This is a genomic window from Pseudomonas sp. PME37.24/025, from assembly GCF_055556615.1.
Genome location: NZ_JBVHNK010000003.1, coordinates 135,969 through 158,761, shown reverse-complemented (window position 1 = coordinate 158,761; position 22,793 = coordinate 135,969). Strand labels below are relative to the sequence as shown.

Here is a 22,793-nt window from a genome sequence, read left to right as displayed (position 1 = left end):
ACAAACGTTTGTTTGAATTGGCTCAAAGCCAGAGAAATCAAAGTCACGCGGCTTATGAACGGCTATTTTGCCGTATTGACCGGAATAGGCGTTCCGGTCAAGATACGGGCGGTTTTGCGCTCGCCGTAGGCTGACTGTTGGTTTCAAGAGCACCTCTAAAGACAGGGCGATGGCAGTATAAGGTGATGCGCAGCGCAGGTCAGGCGCGCAGTTTACACGCCGCGATAATGAATGACTCGTCGGTCACCACTGACGAACGGTTATCAGCCTCGTGAGCAACATTCACCCGATACACCTGCCAGCGTTTTTAGAGGTGCCCTTGCGCCGATGAGCATCAACCGCCAGGTTCGCCTAGGCGACTTTCTTTTCACCGGAGAGTAACGAGGAATCCATGAAGGTTCTTGTAGCTGTCAAACGCGTTGTGGATTACAACGTCAAGGTTCGTGTCAAGGCGGACAATTCCGGCGTCGACCTCGCTAACGTCAAGATGTCGATGAACCCGTTCTGCGAAATCGCAGTGGAAGAAGCCGTACGTCTGAAAGAGAAAGGCGTTGCGACTGAAATCGTCGTCGTCTCCATCGGCCCGTCTACCGCTCAAGAGCAACTGCGCACCGCGCTGGCTCTGGGTGCCGACCGCGCCATCCTCGTCGAATCCGCTGAAGATCTGACTTCCCTGGCGGTTGCCAAGTTGTTGAAAGCTGTTGTCGATAAGGAACAGCCTCAGCTGGTGATCCTCGGCAAACAAGCCATCGACAGCGACAACAACCAGACTGGCCAGATGCTCGCTGCATTGAGCGGCTACGGTCAGGGCACCTTCGCTTCGAAAGTCGAAGTGTCCGGCGACAGCGTTGCCGTGACTCGCGAAATCGATGGCGGCGCGCAGACGGTTTCCCTGAAACTGCCAGCCATCGTCACCACCGACCTGCGTTTGAACGAGCCGCGTTATGCGTCTCTGCCAAACATCATGAAAGCCAAGAAGAAGCCTCTCGAAGTGCTGACTCCGGACGCTTTGGGCGTTTCCACCGCCTCCACCAACAAGACCCTGAAAGTCGAAGCGCCGGCTGCACGCAGCGCGGGTATCAAGGTCAAGTCGGTGGCTGAACTGGTCGAGAAACTGAAAAACGAAGCGAAGGTAATCTAATCATGACTATCTTGGTAATCGCTGAGCACGACAACAAGGTTGTGGCTCCTGCCACCCTGAACACTGTTGCTGCTGCCGCCAAAATTGGTGGCGACATTCACGTTCTGGTCGCTGGCCAGAATGTGGGCGCCGTGGCTGAAGCCGCTGCGAAAATCGCTGGCGTGGCCAAAGTGCTTGTGGCCGACAACGCCGCTTACGCTCACCAACTGCCGGAAAACGTTGCTCCGCTGGTTGCAGAGTTGGGCAAGGCTTACAGCCACATCCTGGCTGCCGCTACTTCGAACGGCAAAAACATCCTGCCGCGCGTTGCCGCTCAGCTGGACGTTGATCAGATCTCCGAGATCATCTCGGTCGAAAGCGCTGATACCTTCAAGCGCCCGATCTACGCCGGTAACGCCATTGCTACCGTACAGTCCAACGCTGCGGTCAAAGTGATCACCGTGCGTGCCACCGGTTTCGACCCGGTTGCTGCAGAAGGTGGTTCGGCTGCCGTTGAAGCCGTTGCTGCTGCTCACGACGCTGGTACTTCGAGTTTCGTTGGTGAAGAACTGGCCAAGTCCGATCGTCCGGAACTGACCGCTGCCAAAATCGTCGTTTCCGGCGGTCGCGGCATGCAGAACGGCGACAACTTCAAACACCTGTACGCCCTGGCCGACAAGCTGGGCGCTGCCGTCGGTGCTTCCCGCGCCGCGGTCGACGCAGGTTTTGTACCCAACGACATGCAGGTCGGTCAGACCGGCAAGATCGTTGCGCCACAGCTGTACATTGCCGTCGGTATTTCCGGCGCGATCCAGCACCTGGCCGGCATGAAAGACTCCAAAGTGATCGTTGCGATCAACAAGGACGAAGAAGCGCCGATCTTCCAGGTGGCCGATTACGGCCTGGTGGCAGACCTGTTCGAAGCTATCCCCGAGTTCGAGAAGCTGGTCTAATCCGGCGGCTTGACTTATAAAGAGCCCGACCTTTTGGTCGGGCTTTTTTTTGTTCCGGATTTGGGTGGGGAGAGTGTTGCCATGAGTCTGCGCCACTGGTTTGGCTGCTCTTTTTTGTCGGGTTTGTGGTTAAGCCTGACGCTGTTGCCGGGGCTGTCCATCGCTGCGGGCAAATGCGAGCGCCTGGTGGTGACCGGCAGCCCTGACGCGCCGCCGTACCTGTGGCAAGACCCGCAAAATCCCAAGTACCTGATAGGCGCCAGCGCCGACCTGTTGCAGCAAGTGGCGGGGGAGTTAGGCATCAAGGTCGAGCTGCTTTACGCCGGCAAACGCTCCCAGGCCCTGGATGAAGTGCGCAGCGGGCGCATGGACATGCTGGCCGATGCGCCGTTGACGGTCAGTGAGCTGGAAAATCTGGATTACGTCCATCCACCGCTGCTGGAAAACGATTATCTGGTCTGGACCCGCAACGACTCGTTACTGGCCTATAACGAAGCGCAAGACCTTCACGGTCATCCCGGTGCCTTGTCGGAAAAGGCTCGAGTGACCCCGTCATTTGGCACTTTTGCCGAACAGCAATTGACCCTGGTGCGTACGCCCAATCTGACCCAGGCCTTTCAGAAATTGCTGCTGAACGAGGTGGAATTTGTCCTCGCCGGACGCTACTCGGGCATGGCCATGGTGCAAACGCTGGGGATGGCCGATGACTTGATGGCTCACCCACAACCCATCGACAAACCCGGCCTGTATCTCGCGGTTTCCCATAACTCTGCCTGCAACGATCCTTGGTTGCGCGGACAGCTGGCCAAAAAGATGACAGAATTGCCCGCGTCCGGACTGACGGAAGCTGCGCTGCTGCGCAATATCGAGCGTTGGAAAGCGCAACGCTCACAACCGCAGCCACAACCTGTCAGTACCCCAAAACAGTAGGGATTCTTAGTGAGTATTCGACCTCTTTTCGCTGCCCTGGCCGTTCTGGCTCTGGCGGGTTGTGCAGCCGATCCGGCGCCGAATGAACAAATACGCCTGACCGAACAGGCCCTCGATCAAGCCAAGGCCGTGGGTGCTACCGCCGACGAAGTGCCAGAGATGAAACTGGCTGAAGACAAGTTCAAGCGTGCCAAGGGCAACATGACCGATCAGTCCTTCAAGAATGCGCGCATGCGGGCCGAGCAGGCCGAGCTGGACGCGCGTCTGGCCGAAGCCCGGGTTCTGACCCTCAAGAGCGAGGCGCAGTTGAACGTGCTCAATACCCGCATCACTCGCCTGCGCAAGCAACTGGGAGATGCCCAATGAGCCTGAAGACCAAAGCACTCGGCGGCTTGATCCTGGCCGGCTGCGCAGGCCTTTATGGCTGCGCCGGGCAACACAGCGAAGCCGCATTGCAGCAGGCCGGTACCGACTTCCAGAAGGTCAAGGAAGACTCCAACGTGCTGCGCATTGCGCCCAAAGATGTGATCCGTGCCGGCGAGTCCCTGGCCCGCGCCGATCGTCTGTCCAGCTACTGGGGCAGCAGTTCGGACGTTGTGCATTACGCCTACCTGAGCCAGCGCTACAGCGAAATTGCTCGGGAGCACACCAAACAAGTGCTCAACGAGGAGAGCGCTGCGAAGCTCGAACTCGAGCGTCAGCGCCTGCAATTGGCCCTGCGTGAGTCCAAGTTGCTCAGCGTGCAGCAACAGGGCAAGTGGCTCGAAGAACAAATTGTAGCGCTGGCGACCACCCAAACCGACCGTGGTCTGGTGATGACGCTGGGCGATGTGCTGTTCGATACCGGTGAAGCAGAATTGAAAAGCTCGGCAAACCGCGTGGTGCTGAAGATCGTCCAGTTCTTGCAGCTCAATCCCAAACGCGTGGTGCGGATCGAGGGCTATACCGACAGCACTGGCGGTAAACAGGAAAATCTCAAGCTGTCCCGCGACCGTGCGCAATCGGTGGCGGATGTGCTGATGGACCTGGGTATCGACGACAAACGCATCAAAGTCGAAGGCTACGGCGATGAATACCCGGTGGACGTGAACGCTTCCGAGCGCGGGCGTGCGCAGAACCGTCGGGTGGAAATTGTGTTCTCCGACGAAAAAGGCCAGCTCGGCGCCGCCCGCTAAGGGCCGCGTTACTGGAAAACCCGGCCTGTCAGCAGTGCCGGGTTTTTTTGTGCCTGCCAATCAGCGCAATACTCTCCACAAAAACAGTACAGTTTTTGCTGACAATGCACTGTACGGTCGACTATTGTGACAACTGTCCCAGTACACTTCTAAACTGTTCCGGTATTGTTTCACACAAGAATAAAATGCCCGTGAAATCGAGTGCTGCGTCATGACCAATCTCTTGCTCTATCAACGAATTGCTCAGCAACTGGCCGAAGACATCCGCCGCGGTGTCTATCAACCCGGGGAGCGCGTGCCTTCGGTGCGCAAGATGAGCTCGCAGCTCAACGTCAGCCATGCAACGGTGTTGCAGGCCTACGCCAACCTTGAGGATCAGGGCCTGATCCGTGCCCGGCCGCAATCCGGTTACTACGTTCACCAGACGCCAGCGCTCACGGCGCCAACCCCGGATATCGCCCGGGTCGAGCGACCTGGCCTTGTCACCCGCAGCAGCATCATTCAGCAAGTCCTGGTCGAATCCCGCCGCGAAGGCGTCTTTCCGTTGGGCGCCGCCGTACCAAGCGTCGATTATCTACCGGTGCGGGCGCTGCATCAGCAGCTGGCCAAAGTCACCCGTTTCCATAGCCCGCGGGCGTTCAGCTACATGTTCAGCCCCGGTTTCGAGCCGTTGCGTCGGCAAGTGGCGATCCGCATGCGCGATGCCGGCGTGGTGGTCGATCCGTCGGAGGTGGTGATCACCCACGGCTGCGTCGATGCGTTGCAGATGTCTCTGCGCGTATTGACCCGGCCGGGCGATCTGATCGCGGCCGAGTCCCCGACCTATTACGGTTTGCTGCAACTGGCTGACTTGCTGGGGCTGAAAGTCATCGAGATCCCCAGCGATCCCGCTACCGGCATGAGCCTCGAAGCCCTGCAACTGGCGGCTAACCAGTGGTCGATCAAGGCGTTGGTGCTGACCACGCGCCTGAGCAATCCCCTTGGCGGCACCATGCCCGAAGAGCGGCAGAAACAATTGCTGCGCCTGGCTTCGGATTTCGATATCCAGGTCGTCGAAGACGATATTTACGGCGAACTGATGTTCGAGCAGGGCCGCACCAAATCGCTCAAGGCCTATGACCGGCTGGATCGGGTGATCTATTGCTCCAGCTTCTCCAAGACCCTGTCGCCCGGTGTGCGCATCGGCTGGATGATTGCCGGCAAGTACCAGCAGGAAATCCAGCGCTTGCAGACTTTCAGCACCCATTCAGCCTGCAGCGTCACGCAAATGGGCATCGCGGCCTATCTGGAGAACGGCGGTTACGACCGGCATTTGCGCTACATCCGTCAGGAATACCGCAAGAACCTCAGCGCTTTCCAGCTGGCGGTGCAGCAGTACTTTCCGGAAGGTACGCAGATGACCCGGCCCACCGGCGGCTTCATTTTGTGGGTCAGCCTGCCGGGGCGGGTCAACACGCAGGAACTGCATGTGCGCGCGTTGCAGCAGGGCATCAGCATTGCGCCGGGGCTGATTTTCAGTAATACCGAGCAGTTCAATCACTGCATTCGCCTGAACTGTGGCATCCCCTGGAACCGCGAGGCCGAGCGTGCATTGATGACGTTGGGGTTGCTGGCGACGCAACTTTGTCAGGAAACAGCGAGCGGTTTTTGAGCGGCTGGGCAGTTCTGAACTGGCCGCTTGTCTTGTCGTCTCCAACAGGCGAGCATATAGCCTTCTGCCGTTCACGCCGTTGGGTCCATGAAGTCGATTTTTTCTGCCGCCTGGTTGTTGATCTGCCTGTTAATGACCTGTCACCCGGAAGGCGTCATGGCGGCTTCCGTTCAGGAAAAAACGACAGCCAGCACCACCGCGAAAAAAGCGGCACCGGTCAAAAAGGCCACACCGGCCAAAAAGAAAGCTACAGCGGTCAAAAAACGTTCCCCCATTGCTTCCAAGTCGAAACCGGCCAGTGAAGTCGTGAAAACCAAACTCCCTTCGGCAAATCTCGACTTGAGCTTGCCCAAGGACATGGTCGAAGAACTGAAGCCGGTCGGCACGGTACAGTTGCCCCGACACGATGCGCTGTTGCCGCAAATGTTCGGTGACAAGAGCAGCCCGTTCCAGCTCAACGGACGCCTGCTCAGCAACGAAATGCAGCTGCAACTGCGTAATGAAGAGCGTCGGGAGGTTGAAGGCGCGGCGCTGGAATTCGAGTTCAAGCAGTAAATCCCTCCCATTCGTGACCCGCGGACCAGACGCTTTGTCGGAGACTGGTCAGTCACGTTCGTTTGAACGAAAAAACCCGGGCTCAGGTAATTTTAAACAGTCGTTTTAGACGTTACTCTGTGCCACGTCCCTTTAATACATTGCCCATCGCGAGGAGCTTGTCGTCATGAGATGCCGTGAAGGCTGTGGCGCCTGTTGCATTGCCCCTTCCATCAGTTCGCCGATTCCCGGAATGCCCAATGGCAAAGCCGCTGGAGAACGTTGCATACAGCTGTCTGCCGATAACCTGTGCAACATTTTCGGCAAGCCGGAACGTCCTGCGGTGTGTTCGGCATTTGAAGCCGATGTCGAGGTCTGCGGAAGCAGCAGCGACGAAGCGATCAAGTTGCTGGGCTGGTGGGAGCAAATGACGGCCGCGTGATGTGTTCAACGAACGGAACTTCAACAATAAGGAATAAGAATATGGGTTCGCTGCATCGTATGGCTGTGCTGTGTGGTTTGACGGTTTTGCTGGCCTCCACGGCCCAGGCCGAAGAATGGAAAACCGCCAAGGAAGAAGACGGCATCAAGGTGTCCTTGAGTGAAGTGGCCGGTTCCCAATACAAGGCTTACCGTGGCGTGACCGTCATGAAGACCACCGTGGCCAAACTGCGTGCATTGCAGGAAGACGTGCCGGGTGCCTGTGCCTGGATTCACGAGTGCAAGACTCAGAAGTTGCTCAAACATGAAGGTAATCAGAGCTGGACCTACACCCAGTTCAATACCCCTTGGCCGGTCACTCCTCGCGACTCCGTGTTGCATGTCACCACCGTTGAAAGCGCCGATGGCAGCCTGACCCGCGAGCTGGAAGGACAGCCGAAGTACCTTCCGGAAGAAAAAGGTTTTGTACGGGTCGCCCAGGTCAAAGGTTTCTGGAAGCTCGTGCCTAAAGGCGATCAAGTCGAAGTGACTTATCAGGCCCATACCGAACCCGGCGGCAGCGTGCCGTCGTGGTTGGCCAACAAGTTCGTGGTCGACGCGCCATTCAATACCCTCAAAGCCCTGAAAGAACGCGCCGAGAAATAACCACCCAACTCTTTTGATATGGCCTGTTCGACAACGCCCCGATTTGATCGGGGCGTTTGCGTTTTTACCATGGGCGAGGATTTATTTTGTTTCTGGATATGCGTTGAACGAAATTTTCACAAAGTCTCCAAGACAATTCACCCGCGCCCCAACCCGTCAGCCTCCGCAGCTTTGCGCCACGTCTCTTGTCCCAGAACGCTACAAGCGACAGTCTGGCCTGCGGGTCAGTAATCAATGGTAATGCTGCGGTTGATCGTGCAACATTTGCGCACCGCGCAAGCCCCGGGGCCGAGGATGGCCAACAGAGGGCGAGGCAGCTGATGCCGGTCAGTTAAACGCAATCCATGTAGGAGCGGGCTTGCTCGTGAAAGCGGTGTGTCAGACGACATCAATGTTGACTGCGCCGCCGCCTTTCGCGAGCAAGCCCGCTCCCACAGGTTAACCGACCAGCATCAGGCAAGACGCCGCTGTATTTTTTGAAACTTCAACTTCCAATGGGTCCTAAAACGACATGGCAAACCCGGACGCCCTGAGTCAGCAGCGAGCTTCTAGTCGCCTGCTGCAACCGACCGTCAAATCGCATCTGGCCTACACACTGTTGTGTGCCCTGGTCATGATGGTCATGTTCAGCCTGCTGCGCGTGGCGCTGCTGGTCTACAACAGCTCGATGATCCTCGACACACCGGCTTCGACCTTTCTGGAAGCGTTCGCCAACGGCCTGCGTTTCGACTTGCGTCTGGTGGTTTACCTCAGCATTCCGCTGCTGCTGGCATTGTTCAGCGCCCGGGCCATGGCCGCCCGCGGGTTCTTCCGGCTGTGGTTGACCGTTGCCTCGAGCATCGCGCTGTTCCTCGGCCTGATGGAGATGGACTTTTACCGCGAATTCCACCAGCGCCTCAACGGTCTGGTCTTCCAGTACGTGAAGGAAGACCCGAAAACCGTGATGAGCATGCTCTGGTACGGTTTTCCGGTGGTTCGCTATCTGTTGGCCTGGGCCGTAGGCACGTTGATTCTGACCCTCGCGTTCAAGGGCGCCGACCGCGCCACGCGTCCTCGCGGGCCGTTCAGCGGTGGCAGCATTGGCACGCGTCAGGTCGCTCCGTGGTATGCGCGTGGCGTGGTGTTTGTGGTTTGCCTGTTGGTCTGCGTGGTCGCCGCTCGCGGCACCCTGCGTCAGGGCCCACCGCTGCGTTGGGGTGACGTTTACACCACCGACTCCAACTTCGCCAACCAGCTAGGTCTCAATGGCACGCTATCGCTGATCGCGGCGGCCAAGAGCCGGATGTCCGAAGATCGCGACAATATCTGGAAGGCAACGCTGCCACAGCCGCAAGCTCAGCAAATCGTGCGTGACATGCTGGTGATGCCGGACGAAAAACTGGTGGATGGCGATATCGCAGCGGTGCGTCGCGATTACATGCCGCCGGCCGACAAGACCCTGCCGATCAAGAACGTCGTCGTGATCCTGATGGAAAGCATGGCCGGTCACTCGGTGGGTGCCTTGGGCGCACCGGGCAACATCACGCCGTACCTCGACAAACTGTCGAAAGAAGGTCTGCTGTTCGATCGCTTCTTCTCCAACGGGACGCATACCCACCAGGGGATGTTCGCCACCATGGCCTGCTTCCCGAACCTGCCGGGTTTCGAATACCTGATGCAGACTCCGGAAGGCAGCCACAAACTGTCCGGTCTGCCACAGTTGCTCAGCGCCCGTGATTACGGCGACGTATATGTCTATAACGGCGACTTTGCCTGGGACAACCAATCGGGTTTCTTCAGCAACCAGGGCATGACCAACTTCATCGGTCGTAACGACTTCGTGAACCCGGTGTTCTCCGATCCGACCTGGGGCGTGTCCGACCAGGACATGTTCGACCGTGGTCTGATAGAGCTCAAGGCGCGGGAAAACGGCAAGCCGTTCTATGCATTGCTGCAAACCCTGTCCAACCACACGCCATATGCCTTGCCGACGCCATTGCCGGTTGAGCGTGTAACCGATCGCGGCAGCCTGAACGAGCATTTGACCGCCATGCGTTATGCGGACTGGGCACTGGGCCAATTCTTTGAAAAGGCCCGCAAGGAGCCGTACTTCAAGGAAACCCTGTTTGTCATCGTCGGCGACCACGGTTTTGGTAACGAGCGTCAGATCACCGAAATGGACCTGGGCCGCTTCAACGTGCCGATGTTGATGATCGCACCGGGCATCCAGGAGAAGTTCGGCCAGCGTGACCATACAGTGGGCACTCAGATCGACGTCGTGCCGACCATCATGGGTCGCATTGGTGGCGAAGTGCGTCATCAGTGTTGGGGACGCGACCTGCTCAACCTGCCTGAAGGCGACACCGGTTTTGGCGTGATCAAGCCGTCGGGTAGCGAGCAAACCACCGCCATCATCACGGATGACCAGATTCTGGTTCTGCCAAAGGAAAAGGAAATGGCGCCGAAGGTGTATCAGTATGAACTGGGCGCGACGCCTCATGCCGAGATCGTTCCGAATGCACCGCGTACAGCCGAGCTGAAGCTCAAGCTCGAAGCGTTCCTGCAAACGGCCACTAAAAGCCTGATCGATAACACCGCCGGTGTGGTTCACGGCAAACCGGACTAAGTTTTACCGCAATAGAAAAGAGGCCCTTCGCAGGGCCTCTTTTTTTTGCCGGAAAATCTTTATATCTTGCCCAGTAGCAGCAGGATCAACAGCACCACCAACACTACGCCGATGATACCGGACGGGCCGTAACCCCAACTTCTGGAGTGCGGGAAGACCGGCAAGCCACCTATCAACAACAGGATAAGAATAACGATAAGAATTGTGCCCATGTCTGTTTCCTTGTTGGAAGCGTTGTGGATTGACCTAGGGTTTTAGCCATCAGCTGGACTTGTATTAATCCTAGCTGCTTACAAAATCCGACTCATGGATATGAAGAAAAATTCCAGGTTTTTTTAATGTATTTGGAAAGCACGTTTATTTCTTTTACGGCGTATCAAAGTTGAAACAACCGGACCGCGCCGTGGTTCATTGCTGGCCATTCAGCAATCTGATGGAGCGTGGGTCGCGCATTATCCTTCGCTACACTCGGTGCATCTTCCCCGGAACAACAAGGCTGTTTGCTATGCAAAATCGCATGATGATCACTGGCGCGGGCTCAGGCCTGGGTCGCGAAATCGCGCTGCGCTGGGCGCGTGAAGGCTGGCAGCTGGCCTTGTCGGATGTCAGTGAACCCGGTCTGCAAGAAACCCTGAAACTGGTTCGCGAAGCCGGCGGTGACGGTTTCATCCAGCGTTGCGATGTGCGCGACTACAGCCAGCTGACGGCTTTCGCCCAAGCCTGTGAAGAGAAGTTCGGCGGCATCGATGTCATCGTCAACAACGCGGGTGTGGCCTCGGGCGGGTTCTTCAGTGAACTGTCGCTGGAAGACTGGGACTGGCAGATCGCGATCAACCTGATGGGCGTGGTCAAGGGCTGCAAGGCCTTCCTGCCACTGCTGGAGAAGAGCAAAGGCAAGATCATCAACATCGCCTCGATGGCGGCACTGATGCAAGGCCCGGCCATGAGCAACTACAACGTGGCCAAGGCGGGTGTGGTGGCTTTGTCCGAGAGTCTGTTGATCGAACTGGCCCACGAGGAAGTCAGCGTGCATGTCGTTTGCCCATCGTTCTTCCAGACCAACTTGCTGGACTCCTTCCGCGGCCCGACCCCGGCCATGAAAGCCCAGGTCGGTAAATTGCTGGAAAGTTCGCCGATCAGCGCTGCCGACATTGCCGACTACATCTATCAGCAGGTCGCCGCCGGCGAATTCTTGATCCTGCCTCACGAACAGGGCCGTATGGCCTGGGCGATCAAGCAAAAAGACCCGCAAGTGCTCTACAACGAAATGACCGTGATGGCCGACAAAATGCGCGCCAAGGCCAAACAATCCGCAGGCTGAACTTGCCCGTGCGCAATACCGTCGTTAGGGTGGCCGCACCGGTCATCCTCACGAGACGTCTGCATGCTCAATTACCTGTGGTTTTTCCTCGCCGCGCTGTTCGAAATCGCCGGCTGCTTCGCCTTCTGGATGTGGTTGCGCCAAGGTAGAAGTGCTTGGTGGATCATTCCGGCATTGCTCAGCCTGATCTTGTTCGCGGTGCTGCTGACCCGGGTCGAAGCGAGCTACGCCGGCCGCGCCTATGCCGCCTATGGTGGCATCTACATCATTGCCTCGATCGGCTGGCTAGCGGTGGTCGAGCGGATTCGTCCGCTGGGCTCGGACTGGATTGGCGTAGCGCTGTGTGTGATCGGGGCGAGCGTCATCCTGTTTGGCCCGCGTTTTTCCGCTTCCTGAAGGATTGGTCCTTCATTCAACCGGTTTGTCGGATGCTTCCGTCAGGGCGATGCATTCTGCGCTGTAGGGCGAGACTGTTTTGCTGCTGTTGCATTGAAGACCCGCTACGCGCCGGGCATCTTCAAGGGCCGGTAACCCTGAAGGATGAATGCCATGCTTGTACTTAGTCGCGTTGTGGGCGAGTTGATTTCCATTGGTGACAACATCACCGTGCGGGTTCTCGCCGTCAACGGAAGCAGCGTGCGCTTCGGTGTTGAAGCGCCGCAGCAGGTCAACGTACATCGCGCCGAGGTCTATGAGCGCATCCAGATCAAACAGGCCAAAGCCAAAGCTCGTTAAGAACCTCAGTCGAACAGATGCTTGGGCACGTCGTGCTTGAGCATCAATTGGCATTGTTCGCTGTCCGGATCGAAGACGATCAGCGCCTGGCCCTTTGTCAATGCCTGACGAACACGCAAGACGCGGGTTTCCAGCGGTGTGTCATCGCCGTTGTCCGTGCCGTCGCGGGTCACGAAATCCTCGATCAGGCGGGTCAGCGTATCGACTTCAAGTTGGTCGTGGGGGATCAGCATAAGGCACCTCGGCTAAACAATGGCGCGATGCTACGGCGAATGAAGGGGGGCGGCTAGCCTTGACCTGATGTGGTGCCTGATCGGTCCTCATCGCGGGCAAGCCCGCTCCCACATTAGTTGACCGCATTTCCCTGTGGGAGCGGGCTTGCCCGCGATGGCAATCTTTCACGCGAAGAAAATGCCAAGTTCAGCTATCCGAGCGCTGTCCGACGAGGCTATCCACCGACGGCACCCGCGTATCGCTTTCCATCTGTGTCTCGTGTTCGATCTGGTGACTGAACCGGTCCAGCGATCCCTTGGCCGGTTGTGCATCGCTGGCGAACACCGGCGGGCTGAGGATGTAGGCACCGAGCAGGCGGCTGAGGGCGGCGAGGCTGTCGATGTGGGTGCGTTCGTAGCCGTGGGTGGCGTCGCAGCCGAAGGCCAGCAGGGCGGTGCGAATGTCGTGGCCGGCAGTGACGGCTGAGTGAGCATCGCTGAAGTAATAGCGGAACAGGTCACGGCGCGCCGGCAGTTCATTGTCACTGGCAAGCCGCAGCAGGTGGCGCGACAGGTGATAGTCATAAGGCCCGCCGGAATCCTGCATTGCCACGCTTACTGCGTGTTCGCTGGAGTGCTGGCCGGGCGCGACCGGCGCGATGTCGATACCGACGAATTCACTGACATCCCAGGGCAGGGCCGCCGCCGCACCGCTGCCGGTTTCTTCGGTGATGGTGAACAGCGGATGGCAGTCGATCATCAACTCTTCGCCGCTGTCGACAATCGCTTTCAGCGCTGCCAGCAGGGCGGCAACGCCGGCCTTGTCATCGAGGTGGCGGGCGCTGATGTGGCCACTTTCGGTGAACTCCGGCAACGGGTCGAAGGCGACGAAATCACCGACGCTGATCCCCAGCGAATCGCAATCGGCGCGGGTAGCGCAATAGGCGTCCAGACGCAATTCGATATGGTCCCAGCTGATCGGCATTTCATCCACGGCAGTATTGAACGCGTGCCCGGAGGCCATCAGCGGCAACACGCTGCCGCGAATCACGCCGTTGTCGGTGAACAAACTGACGCGGCTGCCTTCGGCAAAACGGCTGGACCAGCAACCGACTGGCGCCAGGGTCAGGCGACCGTTGTCCTTGATCGCGCGAACCGCCGCGCCAATGGTGTCCAGGTGAGCGGAGACGGCGCGGTCCGGGCTGTTCTTCTTGCCCTTGAGGGTGGCGCGGATGGTGCCGCGACGAGTCATCTCAAAGGGAATGCCCAGCTCTTCGAGACGTTCGGCGACGTAACGCACGATGGTGTCGGTGAACCCGGTGGGGCTGGGGATGGCGAGCATTTCCAGCAGGACTTTTTGCAGGTAATTGAGATCCGGTTCGGGAATTTTGCTGGTCATGGAAACTCCTGATGGGTTGAGAGCATCGATGGTTTCGATGAGGAGGGGGGAATCTGCATTGCCTGTCAGGCCGCCATCGCGGGCAAGCCCGCTCCCACAGTGACCGCGGACCCTGTGGGAGCGGGCTTGCCCGCGATGGCGTCAGTTCAGGCGACACACCTTTATGAAACCACCGGCTGACTATGCGGAAACAACAAATCCACAAACCGTTCGGCCGTCGGCTGCGGTTCATGGTTGGCCAGCCCGGCGCGTTCATTGGCTTCGATAAACACATACTCCGGCTGATCAGCGGCCGGCACCATCAGGTCGAGCCCGACCATCGGAATATCCAGCGCCCGCGCCGCGCGCACTGCCGCATCCACCAAGGTCGGATGCAGAATCGCCGTGACGTCTTCAAGAATGCCGCCGGTATGAAGATTCGCCGTGCGCCGCACGAACAGATGCTCGCCGGCCGGCAGAATGCTGCTGTAGTCGTAACCCGCAGCCTGCAACGTGCGCTGGGTCTCATGGTCCTGCGGGATTTTGCTTTCACCGCTGGTCGCCGCCTGACGGCGGCGGCTCTGGGCTTCGATCAGCGCATGGATGGAATGCTGACCATCGCCCACCACTTCCGCCGGCCGGCGAATGGCGGCCGCGACCACCTCGAAACCGATCACCAGAATTCGCAAGTCGAGGCCTTCGTGAAAGCTTTCCAGCAGTACTCGACTATCGAATTTACGAGCGCTTTCGATGGCTTGCTGGACCTCTTCGATGGTGCGTAAATCCACCGCCACACCTTGGCCCTGTTCACCGTCCAGCGGTTTGACCACCACCCGTTGGTGCTCGTCGAGAAACGCCAGATTGTCGTCCGCGCTTCCCGCCAGTTGTTGGGCGGGCAGTTTAAGACCGGCGTTTTTCAGCACCTTGTGAGTCAGGCTTTTGTCCTGGCACAACGTCATGCTGATGGCGCTGGTCAGATCGCTCAGGGATTCGCGGCAACGTACCCGACGACTGCCGTGAATCAGGGTGAACAGACCGGCTTGTGCGTCATCCACTTGCACATCAATGCCGCGCCGATGAGCCTCTTCGACGATGATTCGCGCATACGGATTGAACTCGGCTTCGGGGCCGGGGCCGAGAAACAAAGGCTGGTTGATGCCGTTTTTGCGCTTGATGGCAAAGGTCGACAAGTTGCGAAAACCGAGCTTGGCGTAAAGGCTTTTCGCCTGACGGTTGTTGTGCAGCACAGACAGGTCCAGGTAGCTCAGGCCACGGCTCATGAAATGTTCGATCAAGTGCCGCACCAGCACTTCACCGACGCCTGGGCGGGAACACTGCGGATCGACCGCCAGACACCACAGGCTGCTGCCGTTTTCCGGGTCGTTGAAGGCCTTGTTATGATTCAGGCCCATGACGCTGCCGATGATCGCGCCGCTGTCCTCATCTTCGGCCAGCCAATAAACCGGGCCGCCCTGGTGATGAGGCGTCAGCAAACTCGCATCAATCGGCAGCATGCCGCGCGCCTGATACAGCTGATTGACGGCTTGCCAGTCCGCTTCGCTTTGCGCCCGACGGATGCGGAAGCCGCGAAACACCCGGGTGGCCTGACGGTAATCGCTGAACCACAGGCGCAAGGTGTCGGACGGGTCGAGAAACAGCTGCGCCGGCTCCAGCCCCAGCACTTGCTGGGGCGCGGCAACGTACAGGGCAATGTCCCGCTCACCGGGCTGCTCATTGAGCAACTCCTGGGCAAGGCTCGCCGCATCGGGAAAGGTGTGGCCGATCAGCAACCGGCCCCAGCCGCAATGCACCGCGATTGGCGCGGCGCCCAATTCACTGCCGTCTTCGGCCAGGCGCGCCTGCAAGCGTTCGTAGGAGGGCGCCTGACCGCGCAACAAGCGTTGGCTATAAGCCGTGGCGTGAGGTTTCATCGATCAGATTCCTTGTTCACTGAGCCACAGGTTCAGGGCTGCCAATTGCCACAGCTTGGAGCCGCGCAACGGGGTCAGTTGACCTTGCGGATCGGTCAGCAGGCGGTCGAGCATGGCGGGGTTGAACAGACCACGATCCTGACTCGGATCGAGCAGCAGTTCACGCACCCAGTTCAGCGTATCGCCCTGCAAATGCTTGAGGCCTGGGACCGGGAAGTAACCCTTTTTGCGGTCGATTACTTCACTCGGAATGACCAGCCGCGCCGCTTCTTTCAAGACTTGCTTGCCGCCATCCGGCAGTTTGAATTTGCCCGGAACCCGCGCCGACAATTCCACCAGGCGATAGTCGAGAAACGGCGTGCGCGCTTCCAGGCCCCAGGCCATGGTCATGTTGTCGACCCGTTTGACCGGGTCATCCACCAGCATCACGGTGCTGTCCAGACGCAGGGCTTTGTCCACGGCTGCATCGGCACCGGGCTGAGCGAAATGCTCTTTCACGAAGTCGCCGGCCGCGTCGTTGGCCATCAGCCATTTCGGCTGCACTGTGGCGGCGTAGTCGGCGTAGCTGCGGTCGAAAAACGCATCGCGATACGCCGCGTACGGATCGCTCGCACCATCCACCTGCGGATACCAGTGATACCCGGCGAACAGCTCGTCCGCGCCCTGGCCGCTTTGCACCACCTTGCAGTGCTTGGCCACTTCGCGCGACAGCAGGTAGAAGGCGATGCAGTCATGGCTGACCATCGGCTCGCTCATGGCGCGGAACGCCGCAGGCAGTTGCTCGATGATCTCTTTTTCGTCGATGCGCAGTTGATGGTGTTGGGTGCCGTAGTGTTTGGCAATCAAGTCCGAATACTGAAACTCGTCACCGCGCTCGCCGCCAGCATCCTGGAAACCGATGGAAAAGGTCGACAAATCTTCGACCCCGACTTCGCGCAACAGGCCTACCAACAAACTCGAATCGACGCCGCCGGAAAGCAGCACGCCGACATCCACCGCCGCCCGTTGACGGATCGCCACCGCATCACGGGTGCTGTCGAGCACGCGATCGCGCCAGTCTTCGAGGGTCAGGTTCAGTTCGTCGGCGTGGGGGCCGTAGGGCAGGGTCCACCAGGTTTTCTGCTCGGTGGTGCCGTCTGCGTCGATGCGCATCCAGCTCGCCGGAGGCAGCTTTTCGATGCCCGCCAACAAGGTGCGCGGGGCCGGGACCACAGCGTGGAAATTCAGATAATGATTGAGCGCCACCGGATCGAGGATCGGGTTGATGTCGCCGCCCTTGAGCAATGCCGGCAGGGCCGAGGCAAAGCGCAGGCGTTGACCGGTGCGCGACAGGTACAAGGGCTTCACGCCGAGACGGTCGCGGGCAATGAACAGACGTTTGGCGTCACGCTCCCAAATGGCGAAGGCGAACATGCCGTTGAGTTTGGGCAACAGGGCTTCGCCCCAGGCGTGATAACCCTTGAGCAGCACTTCGGTGTCGCCGCCGGAATAGAAGGCGTACCCGAGGCTTTCCAGCTCGGTGCGCAGTTCCGGGAAGTTGTAGATCGCGCCGTTGAAGGCCAGGGACAGGCCCAATTGGTTGTCGATCATCGGCTGTGCCGAGCCGTCCGACAGGTCCATGATTTTCAGGCGCCGATGGCCCAGGGCAATCGGCCCCTGGCTGTGGAAGCCCCATGCATCAGGGCCGCGAGGGGCCAGGTGATGGGTGATTCGTTCTATGGCTGCGAGGTCCGCAGGTTGATGGTCGAAACGTAATTCTCCAGCTAATCCGCACATAAGTCCTTACCGGTTTTTCCGTTGGGGAGGGTCAATCGGTACCTCGCCAAAAACGGCGGGTACCCGGAAACTGACCCATGTGAATCCCTGGAGTTTTAGACCGATAAGTTATAAGGCTGTGGGTTAGGCTTTTCCGCGGATCAATTGGCGCAAGGCAAAACGGTTGGGATGGCAGGCCTCAGCCACCGCTTTCGGCAAGGGCAACGGCTCGTTTTCAAGCCATGCCGCCAACAGCTCGCCAGACAACGGCGCGGTGATCAAACCGCGAGAACCGTGACCGCTATTGACGTAAAACCCCTCGAGCCATGGGCAGGGCACATCGGGCACTTGCCGGGCATCTTTACTTAGCGCGGCATAGGCCTCGGCGAAGGCAGCCTGGTCGGCCAACGGTCCGACGATCGGCAGATAGTCGGGGCTGGTACAGCGGAATGCAGCGCGCCCTTCAAGCTGCTGCGGGTCCAGGTCTGAAACATGCAGACGGGCGACCAGGTCAGTGGAGATTTCCTCGAGCAACGCCAGGTTGCCGAGGTGTTCGGCGACGGTCGGGGTCAGCTCATCGCTTTTGAAATCGAAGCTGGCGCCGAGTGTGTGTTCGCCCAAGCGTGCGGGCGCCACATAGCCTTCTGCGCAGACGACGGTCGCCAGGCTCTGGCTTTCAGGGGTTTGTGCCAGCCGGGTGATCTGCCCGCGAATGCGTTTGAGGGGCAGATCGGCGCTGTGTGGAAACCGCTTGATCTCGGCGGCACCGGCCAGAATCACCACGGGCGCGCTGGCTAGCAGTGCATCACCGTCCCAGGCCTGCCACTGATCATCGATCTTGCGCAGTTCCAGCACCTCGCGATGGGGCAGCCACTGGATGTTCGTTGAGGACGCCTGCCACTGGCACAACGCGGGCGGATGAACCCAGCCGCCTTCAGGGTAGAACAAGCCGCCGTGGTCCAATTCGATACCGGCCCGGGCCTGGGCCCGGGGTTGATCGAGCAGGTGCACCAGGCTCGGTGAAAAGGCCGCGGCCAATTGCGCCTGACGCTCGGCTTCCTTGGCATTGAAGGCCAGTTGCAATACTCCGCAATCGTCCCAGTCGACGCCACGCTGCAACTGTTCCAGCAGGCGGCGGGTGTAGCCAAAACCGCCGACGATCAATTGCGACAATGCCGTGCCATGGGCCGAAAGCTTGAGGTACAGCACGCCCTGAGGATTGCCCGAGGCTTCCTGCGCCAGTGCTTCGTGGCGATCCAGCAGGCTCACTTGCCAACCTCGTGCGGCCAGGCTGGCGGCACTCGCGCAACCGGCCAGCCCGGCGCCGATCACCAGGGCGCGGCGTTCGCCGGTCAGCGGTTGTGGGCGCGCGAACCATGGTTTTGTCGCGGCTGGTTTAGTGGCCTCTTCAGGCCAACCGAGGAACGTGCCCCGCAAAATTTCCCACTTGTGGCCGATGCCGGGCGTGCGTTTCATCTTGAAACCCGCCGCGTTCAACAGGCGGCGAACCCAGCCGGTGCTGGTGAAGGTGCTGATGGTCGAGCCGGGCGCCGCCAGGCGAGCCAGTTCGGCAAACAATTCGGCAGTCCACATGTCGGGGTTTTTCGCCGGGGCGAAACCGTCGAGAAACCAGGCGTCGATCTGCGCATCCAGTTGTGGCAACTGCTCCAGTGCATCGCCGATCAGCAAGGTCAGGGTGACGCGGCCGTTGTCCAGCATCAGGCGCTGAAAGCCTTGATGGATCGCTACGTATTGCGCCAGCAATTGATCGGCAAACGGTTTGAGCTCCGGCCACAACGCCAGGGCGCGTTGCAGATCGGGCGCGCTCAGCGGGTACTTTTCGACACTGACAAAATGCAGCCGCGCACCGGCCACCGCGTGCTGTTCGAACAACTGCCAGGCACAGAGAAAATTCAGCCCGGTACCGAAACCGGTCTCGCCAATCACCAGTCGACCATCCACCGGCAAGGCGGCGAAACGGTCACGCAAATCGTTTTGCTCCAGAAACACGTAACGGGTTTCTTCAAGGCCCGACAGGTCGGAAAAATACACATCATCGAACACCCGTGAACGCGGGCGACCTTGGTCGTCCCAGTCGAGCTGGGCGTGGGGCAATACAGGTTTCATGGCAGGCTCGGTAACGGCAAGGTGGCCATTCTAGCCGATCGCTGCTGCGGCGCTTGATCCGTGGCAAGTGCCACATTGGTTGTGTCAGGGAAAATCGTCGCTTTTGTGGCGAGGGAGCTTGCTCCCGCTCGGGTGCGAAGCAGCCGCAAGTTGGTTGTCTATGTACCGCTGGAGTGCGGGGGGCGGATGTTGGGACGGCTTCGCCGTCCAGCGGGAGCAAGCTCCCTCGCCACAGGATTTGTATCAGCCCCAAAGACTGATTTGTCCTACACATGAGCAGTCAATCCGCTAGTCTTGCTCAATCCTGGAAGGAGCTGCTCTCTATGTTCGAATCCGCCGAAATCGGTCATGCCATCGACAAAGAAACCTATGACGCCGAAGTGCCAGCCTTGCGTGGGGCTTTGCTCGAAGCGCAGTTCGAACTCCGGCAGCAACAGCGCTTTCCAGTGATCATTTTGATCAACGGCATTGAAGGGGCCGGCAAGGGCGAGACGGTCAAGTTGCTCAATGAATGGATGGACCCGCGCCTGATCGAGGTGCGTACGTTCGACCAGCAGACCGACGAAGAGCTGGCGCGACCACCGGCCTGGCGCTACTGGCGGATGCTCCCGGCCAAGGGCCGCATGGGGATTTTCTTCGGCAACTGGTACAGCCAGATGCTGCAAGGACGGGTTCATGGTTTGTTCAAGGATCCGCGACTCGATCAAAGCATCAATGGGGCCGAGCGGTTGGAGAAGATGCTGTGCGACGAAGGCGCGCTGATCTTCAAGTTCTGGTTTCACCTCTCCAAAAAACAAATGAAAGCGCGGCTCAAGGCGCTGGCCGACGACCCGCTGCACAGCTGGCGCATCAGCCCGCTGGACTGGCAACAATCCGCGACCTACGACAAGTTCGTGAAGTACGGCGAACGGGTGCTGCGCCGCACCAGCCGCGACTATGCGCCGTGGCATGTGATCGCCGGCGTGGACGCGCGCTATCGGAGCCTGACGGTCGGCAAGATCTTGCTCGAGGGCCTGCAGAGCGCGCTGAAGAGACCGAGGATTCACCCGCACAAAGTCAGTGCGGCGCCCTTGTTCCCCAGCGTCGATCAACTGAATCTGCTCGACAGCCTGGACTTGACCCTGCAGCTGGACAAGGACGATTACGAAGAGCAACTGATTACCGAGCAGGCACGGTTTTCCGGGCTGATGCGCGACAAGCGCATGCGTCGCCACGCGTTGATCGCGGTGTTCGAAGGCAACGACGCGGCAGGCAAGGGCGGAGCAATCCGTCGGGTGGCCGCAGCGCTTGACCCACGCCAGTACGACATCGTACCGATCGCCGCACCTACCGAGGAGGAACGGGCGCAGCCGTATCTCTGGCGATTCTGGCGGCATATTCCGGCCCGGGGGAAATTCACTGTGTTCGACCGTTCCTGGTATGGCCGGGTGTTGGTGGAGCGCATCGAAGGCTTTTGCAGCAAGGCGGACTGGATGCGCGCCTATGGCGAGATCAACGACTTCGAAGAGCAGATCGCCGATGCCGGAGTAATCGTGGTCAAGTTCTGGCTGGCCATCGACAAACAGACTCAGATGGAGCGTTTCCAGGAGCGTGAAGAGATCCCCTTCAAGCGCTTCAAGATCACTGAAGACGACTGGCGCAATCGCGATAAATGGGATGACTATCGCACCGCCGTCGGTGATATGGTCGATCGCACCAGCACCGAAATATCGCCGTGGACCCTGGTGGAAGCCAACGACAAGCGCTGGGCGCGGGTCAAGGTCTTGCGCACCATTAACCAGGCGCTGGAAGAGGCCTTCGAAAAGTCCGACAAACGCGAGAAGAAACTGCAAAAGCGCAAGCGCTGAACCGATGGCTGCGCATACGCGGGGTGAATGATTGTCGCAGTCAGTCATAGGGTGGACTTATGCTCGGTCCAACTCCTGACTGACAACAACAATGAGGTGTATGCCATGCGTGAAGTGGTGATCGTCGACAGCGTGCGGACCGGCCTGGCCAAATCCTTTCGCGGCAAGTTCAACATGACCCGTCCGGACGACATGGCGGCCCACTGTGTCAACGCGCTGCTCACGCGCAATGACGTCGACCCGGCCAGCGTCGAGGATTGCATCGTCGGCGCCGGCTCCAACGAAGGCGCCCAGGGTTTCAACATCGGCCGCAACGTCGCGGTGCTGTCGCATCTGGGTATCGGCACGGGTGGCATGACCCTTAACCGCTTCTGTTCGTCAGGCTTGCAGGCCATCGCCATTGCCGCCAATCAGATTGCTTCGGGCTGCAGCGACATCATTGTCGCTGGTGGCGTCGAGTCGATCAGCCTGACCATGAAAAGCGTCAACACCGACAACCTGATCAACCCGCTGCTGAAAGAGCAGGTGCCGGGCATTTATTTTCCCATGGGCCAGACTGCCGAGATTGTCGCGCGTCGTTACGATGTCAGTCGCCAAGAGCAGGATGTGTACGCCCTGCAAAGCCAGCAGCGCACCGCCCTGGCGCAGGCCGCCGGGTTGTTCAGCGATGAAATCGTACCGATGGCGGTGAAGTATCGCGTTGAAGACAAGGCTACCGGCCAGGTGCAGATCCTCGATGGCATCGTCGATCACGACGACTGCAACCGCCCGGACACCACGTTGCAAAGTCTGGCCGGGTTGAAACCGGTGTTTGCCGAAGACGGCTCGGTGACCGCCGGCAACTCGTCGCAATTATCCGACGGCGCTTCGATGACTCTGGTGATGAGCCTGGAAAAAGCTTTGGCGCTGGGGCTCAAGCCCAAAGCCTTCTTCCGCGGTTTTGCCGTGGCCGGGTGCCAGCCGGACGAGATGGGCATCGGCCCGGTGTTCTCGGTGCCGAAGTTGCTCAAGGCCAAGGGGTTGCAGGTTGCCGATATTGATCTGTGGGAGCTCAACGAAGCGTTCGCCTCGCAATGCCTGTACAGCCGCAATCGGTTGGAAATCGATAACGACAAGTACAACGTCAACGGCGGTTCGATTGCCATCGGCCATCCGTTCGGCATGACCGGTTCGCGTCAGGTCGGGCACATCGTGCGTGAGTTGCAGCGGCGTAACCTGCGCTACGGCATCGTCACCATGTGCGTGGGGGGCGGGATGGGGGCTACGGGGTTGTTTGAGGTGGTGCGGTAAGTACCCTGGTTATGTAGAGACTGTTGCATTGCTATCGCGGGCAAGTCGAATCGTCGCACCGCCGCTCCCACAGTAATTGGCGGCGATCACAAATACTGCGAACGCCACAAACCCTGTGGGAGCGGCGGTGCGACGATTCGACT

The 22,793-nt window shown here is 59.3% G+C and carries 21 protein-coding genes; 15 read left to right on the top strand and 6 right to left on the bottom strand.

All coding sequences use genetic code 11. The features are described 5' to 3' along the window. Positions 1-391: 391 nt before the first annotated feature. From ACZ3HH_RS06720 to ACZ3HH_RS06675, 10 genes are all read left to right on the top strand, one after another. Positions 392-1,141 (top strand): electron transfer flavoprotein subunit beta/FixA family protein, encoded by a 750-nt coding sequence (locus ACZ3HH_RS06720; protein WP_003226982.1) that lies wholly within the window; start codon positions 392-394, stop codon positions 1,139-1,141. 2 nt (positions 1,142-1,143) lie between these two features. After that, complete coding sequence (locus ACZ3HH_RS06715) at positions 1,144-2,073, top strand: electron transfer flavoprotein subunit alpha/FixB family protein (RefSeq protein ID WP_465803566.1); 930 nt, start codon at positions 1,144-1,146, stop codon at positions 2,071-2,073. Positions 2,074-2,154: 81 nt separating this feature from the next. Further along, positions 2,155-3,003 (top strand): substrate-binding periplasmic protein, encoded by an 849-nt coding sequence (locus tag ACZ3HH_RS06710; RefSeq protein WP_465803564.1) that lies wholly within the window; start codon positions 2,155-2,157, stop codon positions 3,001-3,003. 9 nt (positions 3,004-3,012) lie between these two features. Continuing rightward, complete coding sequence (locus ACZ3HH_RS06705) at positions 3,013-3,369, top strand: DUF4398 domain-containing protein (protein ID WP_465803563.1); 357 nt, start codon at positions 3,013-3,015, stop codon at positions 3,367-3,369. Then, the gene (locus ACZ3HH_RS06700) at positions 3,366-4,178 is read left to right on the top strand and encodes an OmpA family protein (protein WP_465803561.1); all 813 of its coding nucleotides are present in this window, start codon (positions 3,366-3,368) and stop codon (positions 4,176-4,178) included. The genes ACZ3HH_RS06705 and ACZ3HH_RS06700 overlap by 4 nt, the downstream gene beginning before the upstream one ends. A 211-nt stretch (positions 4,179-4,389) precedes the next feature. Continuing rightward, positions 4,390-5,829, top strand: a complete 1,440-nt coding sequence (locus tag ACZ3HH_RS06695) for an aminotransferase-like domain-containing protein (RefSeq protein WP_007903895.1) — start codon at positions 4,390-4,392, stop codon at positions 5,827-5,829. 87 nt (positions 5,830-5,916) lie between these two features. Next, positions 5,917-6,384: a translation initiation factor 2 gene (locus ACZ3HH_RS06690; protein ID WP_465803560.1), complete on the top strand. Its 468-nt coding sequence runs from the start codon at positions 5,917-5,919 to the stop codon at positions 6,382-6,384. Positions 6,385-6,550: 166 nt separating this feature from the next. Continuing rightward, on the top strand, positions 6,551-6,805 hold the full coding sequence (locus ACZ3HH_RS06685; RefSeq protein WP_367372517.1) for a YkgJ family cysteine cluster protein: 255 nt from the start codon (positions 6,551-6,553) through the stop codon (positions 6,803-6,805). A 41-nt stretch (positions 6,806-6,846) separates the two neighbouring features. Next, the gene (locus ACZ3HH_RS06680) at positions 6,847-7,449 is read left to right on the top strand and encodes an START domain-containing protein (protein WP_465803559.1); all 603 of its coding nucleotides are present in this window, start codon (positions 6,847-6,849) and stop codon (positions 7,447-7,449) included. A gap of 511 nt (positions 7,450-7,960) precedes the next feature. Next, positions 7,961-10,054, top strand: a complete 2,094-nt coding sequence (locus ACZ3HH_RS06675; RefSeq protein ID WP_465803558.1) for an LTA synthase family protein — start codon at positions 7,961-7,963, stop codon at positions 10,052-10,054. Positions 10,055-10,113: 59 nt separating this feature from the next. On the opposite strand, the gene ACZ3HH_RS06670 is transcribed toward ACZ3HH_RS06675, so the two are convergent. After that, complete coding sequence (locus tag ACZ3HH_RS06670; protein WP_008012020.1) at positions 10,114-10,266, bottom strand: DUF3309 family protein; 153 nt, start codon at positions 10,264-10,266, stop codon at positions 10,114-10,116. 293 nt (positions 10,267-10,559) lie between these two features. Here ACZ3HH_RS06670 and ACZ3HH_RS06665 point away from each other — a divergent pair, with 293 nt between their 5' ends. The 3 genes from ACZ3HH_RS06665 to csrA all read left to right on the top strand — a co-directional run bounded on the left by ACZ3HH_RS06665 (position 10,560) and on the right by csrA (position 12,110). Further along, positions 10,560-11,375: an SDR family oxidoreductase gene (locus ACZ3HH_RS06665; RefSeq protein WP_007899657.1), complete on the top strand. Its 816-nt coding sequence runs from the start codon at positions 10,560-10,562 to the stop codon at positions 11,373-11,375. Between the two features lie 63 nt (positions 11,376-11,438). After that, positions 11,439-11,771 carry a YnfA family protein gene (locus ACZ3HH_RS06660; RefSeq protein ID WP_008012017.1) on the top strand — a complete coding sequence of 111 codons (333 nt, stop codon included), beginning with the start codon at positions 11,439-11,441 and terminating at the stop codon, positions 11,769-11,771. Between the two features lie 153 nt (positions 11,772-11,924). After that, the gene (csrA, locus tag ACZ3HH_RS06655) at positions 11,925-12,110 is read left to right on the top strand and encodes a carbon storage regulator CsrA (RefSeq protein WP_030132007.1); all 186 of its coding nucleotides are present in this window, start codon (positions 11,925-11,927) and stop codon (positions 12,108-12,110) included. Between the two features lie 5 nt (positions 12,111-12,115). On the opposite strand, the gene ACZ3HH_RS06650 is transcribed toward csrA, so the two are convergent. The 5 genes from ACZ3HH_RS06650 to mnmC form a co-directional block, all read right to left on the bottom strand. Further along, positions 12,116-12,343, bottom strand: a complete 228-nt coding sequence (locus ACZ3HH_RS06650) for a YheU family protein (RefSeq protein WP_025212539.1) — start codon at positions 12,341-12,343, stop codon at positions 12,116-12,118. 187 nt (positions 12,344-12,530) lie between these two features. Continuing rightward, a complete protein-coding gene (locus tag ACZ3HH_RS06645) occupies positions 12,531-13,721 on the bottom strand; it encodes an osmoprotectant NAGGN system M42 family peptidase (RefSeq protein ID WP_465803557.1) in 1,191 nt (396 codons plus the stop codon). A gap of 161 nt (positions 13,722-13,882) precedes the next feature. Continuing rightward, complete coding sequence (ngg, locus tag ACZ3HH_RS06640) at positions 13,883-15,631, bottom strand: N-acetylglutaminylglutamine synthetase (RefSeq protein ID WP_465803556.1); 1,749 nt, start codon at positions 15,629-15,631, stop codon at positions 13,883-13,885. Positions 15,632-15,634: 3 nt separating this feature from the next. After that, on the bottom strand, positions 15,635-17,407 hold the full coding sequence (locus tag ACZ3HH_RS06635) for an N-acetylglutaminylglutamine amidotransferase (RefSeq protein WP_465803555.1): 1,773 nt from the start codon (positions 17,405-17,407) through the stop codon (positions 15,635-15,637). A gap of 123 nt (positions 17,408-17,530) precedes the next feature. After that, complete coding sequence (gene mnmC, locus ACZ3HH_RS06630; RefSeq protein ID WP_465803553.1) at positions 17,531-19,513, bottom strand: bifunctional tRNA (5-methylaminomethyl-2-thiouridine)(34)-methyltransferase MnmC2/FAD-dependent 5-carboxymethylaminomethyl-2-thiouridine(34) oxidoreductase MnmC1; 1,983 nt, start codon at positions 19,511-19,513, stop codon at positions 17,531-17,533. A 323-nt stretch (positions 19,514-19,836) separates the two neighbouring features. On the opposite strand from mnmC, the gene pap reads away from it, so the two are divergent. After that, the gene (gene pap, locus ACZ3HH_RS06625) at positions 19,837-21,360 is read left to right on the top strand and encodes a polyphosphate:AMP phosphotransferase (RefSeq protein ID WP_465803552.1); all 1,524 of its coding nucleotides are present in this window, start codon (positions 19,837-19,839) and stop codon (positions 21,358-21,360) included. Positions 21,361-21,465: 105 nt separating this feature from the next. Further along, positions 21,466-22,650 carry a thiolase family protein gene (locus ACZ3HH_RS06620; RefSeq protein WP_465803551.1) on the top strand — a complete coding sequence of 395 codons (1,185 nt, stop codon included), beginning with the start codon at positions 21,466-21,468 and terminating at the stop codon, positions 22,648-22,650. The last annotated feature ends 143 nt before the right edge of the window (positions 22,651-22,793 follow it).

Bases quoted from the DNA above. Each gene is read 5' to 3' on its own strand.
- ACZ3HH_RS06720 (WP_003226982.1), top strand. From the start codon at position 392: ATGAAGGTTCTTGTAGCTGTCAAACGCGTTGTGGATTACAACGTCAAG.
- ACZ3HH_RS06670 (WP_008012020.1), bottom strand. From the start codon at position 10,266: ATGGGCACAATTCTTATCGTTATTCTTATCCTGTTGTTGATAGGTGGC.
- ACZ3HH_RS06700 (WP_465803561.1), top strand. From the start codon at position 3,366: ATGAGCCTGAAGACCAAAGCACTCGGCGGCTTGATCCTGGCCGGCTGC.
- ACZ3HH_RS06660 (WP_008012017.1), top strand. From the start codon at position 11,439: ATGCTCAATTACCTGTGGTTTTTCCTCGCCGCGCTGTTCGAAATCGCC.
- ACZ3HH_RS06650 (WP_025212539.1), bottom strand. From the start codon at position 12,343: ATGCTGATCCCCCACGACCAACTTGAAGTCGATACGCTGACCCGCCTG.
- ACZ3HH_RS06645 (WP_465803557.1), bottom strand. From the start codon at position 13,721: ATGACCAGCAAAATTCCCGAACCGGATCTCAATTACCTGCAAAAAGTC.
- ACZ3HH_RS06695 (WP_007903895.1), top strand. From the start codon at position 4,390: ATGACCAATCTCTTGCTCTATCAACGAATTGCTCAGCAACTGGCCGAA.
- ACZ3HH_RS06680 (WP_465803559.1), top strand. From the start codon at position 6,847: ATGGGTTCGCTGCATCGTATGGCTGTGCTGTGTGGTTTGACGGTTTTG.
- ACZ3HH_RS06690 (WP_465803560.1), top strand. From the start codon at position 5,917: ATGAAGTCGATTTTTTCTGCCGCCTGGTTGTTGATCTGCCTGTTAATG.
- ACZ3HH_RS06685 (WP_367372517.1), top strand. From the start codon at position 6,551: ATGAGATGCCGTGAAGGCTGTGGCGCCTGTTGCATTGCCCCTTCCATC.
- ngg (WP_465803556.1), bottom strand. From the start codon at position 15,631: ATGAAACCTCACGCCACGGCTTATAGCCAACGCTTGTTGCGCGGTCAG.
- ACZ3HH_RS06710 (WP_465803564.1), top strand. From the start codon at position 2,155: ATGAGTCTGCGCCACTGGTTTGGCTGCTCTTTTTTGTCGGGTTTGTGG.
- ACZ3HH_RS06635 (WP_465803555.1), bottom strand. From the start codon at position 17,407: ATGTGCGGATTAGCTGGAGAATTACGTTTCGACCATCAACCTGCGGAC.
- ACZ3HH_RS06715 (WP_465803566.1), top strand. From the start codon at position 1,144: ATGACTATCTTGGTAATCGCTGAGCACGACAACAAGGTTGTGGCTCCT.
- pap (WP_465803552.1), top strand. From the start codon at position 19,837: ATGTTCGAATCCGCCGAAATCGGTCATGCCATCGACAAAGAAACCTAT.
- csrA (WP_030132007.1), top strand. From the start codon at position 11,925: ATGCTTGTACTTAGTCGCGTTGTGGGCGAGTTGATTTCCATTGGTGAC.
- ACZ3HH_RS06620 (WP_465803551.1), top strand. From the start codon at position 21,466: ATGCGTGAAGTGGTGATCGTCGACAGCGTGCGGACCGGCCTGGCCAAA.
- mnmC (WP_465803553.1), bottom strand. From the start codon at position 19,513: ATGAAACCTGTATTGCCCCACGCCCAGCTCGACTGGGACGACCAAGGT.
- ACZ3HH_RS06665 (WP_007899657.1), top strand. From the start codon at position 10,560: ATGCAAAATCGCATGATGATCACTGGCGCGGGCTCAGGCCTGGGTCGC.
- ACZ3HH_RS06675 (WP_465803558.1), top strand. From the start codon at position 7,961: ATGGCAAACCCGGACGCCCTGAGTCAGCAGCGAGCTTCTAGTCGCCTG.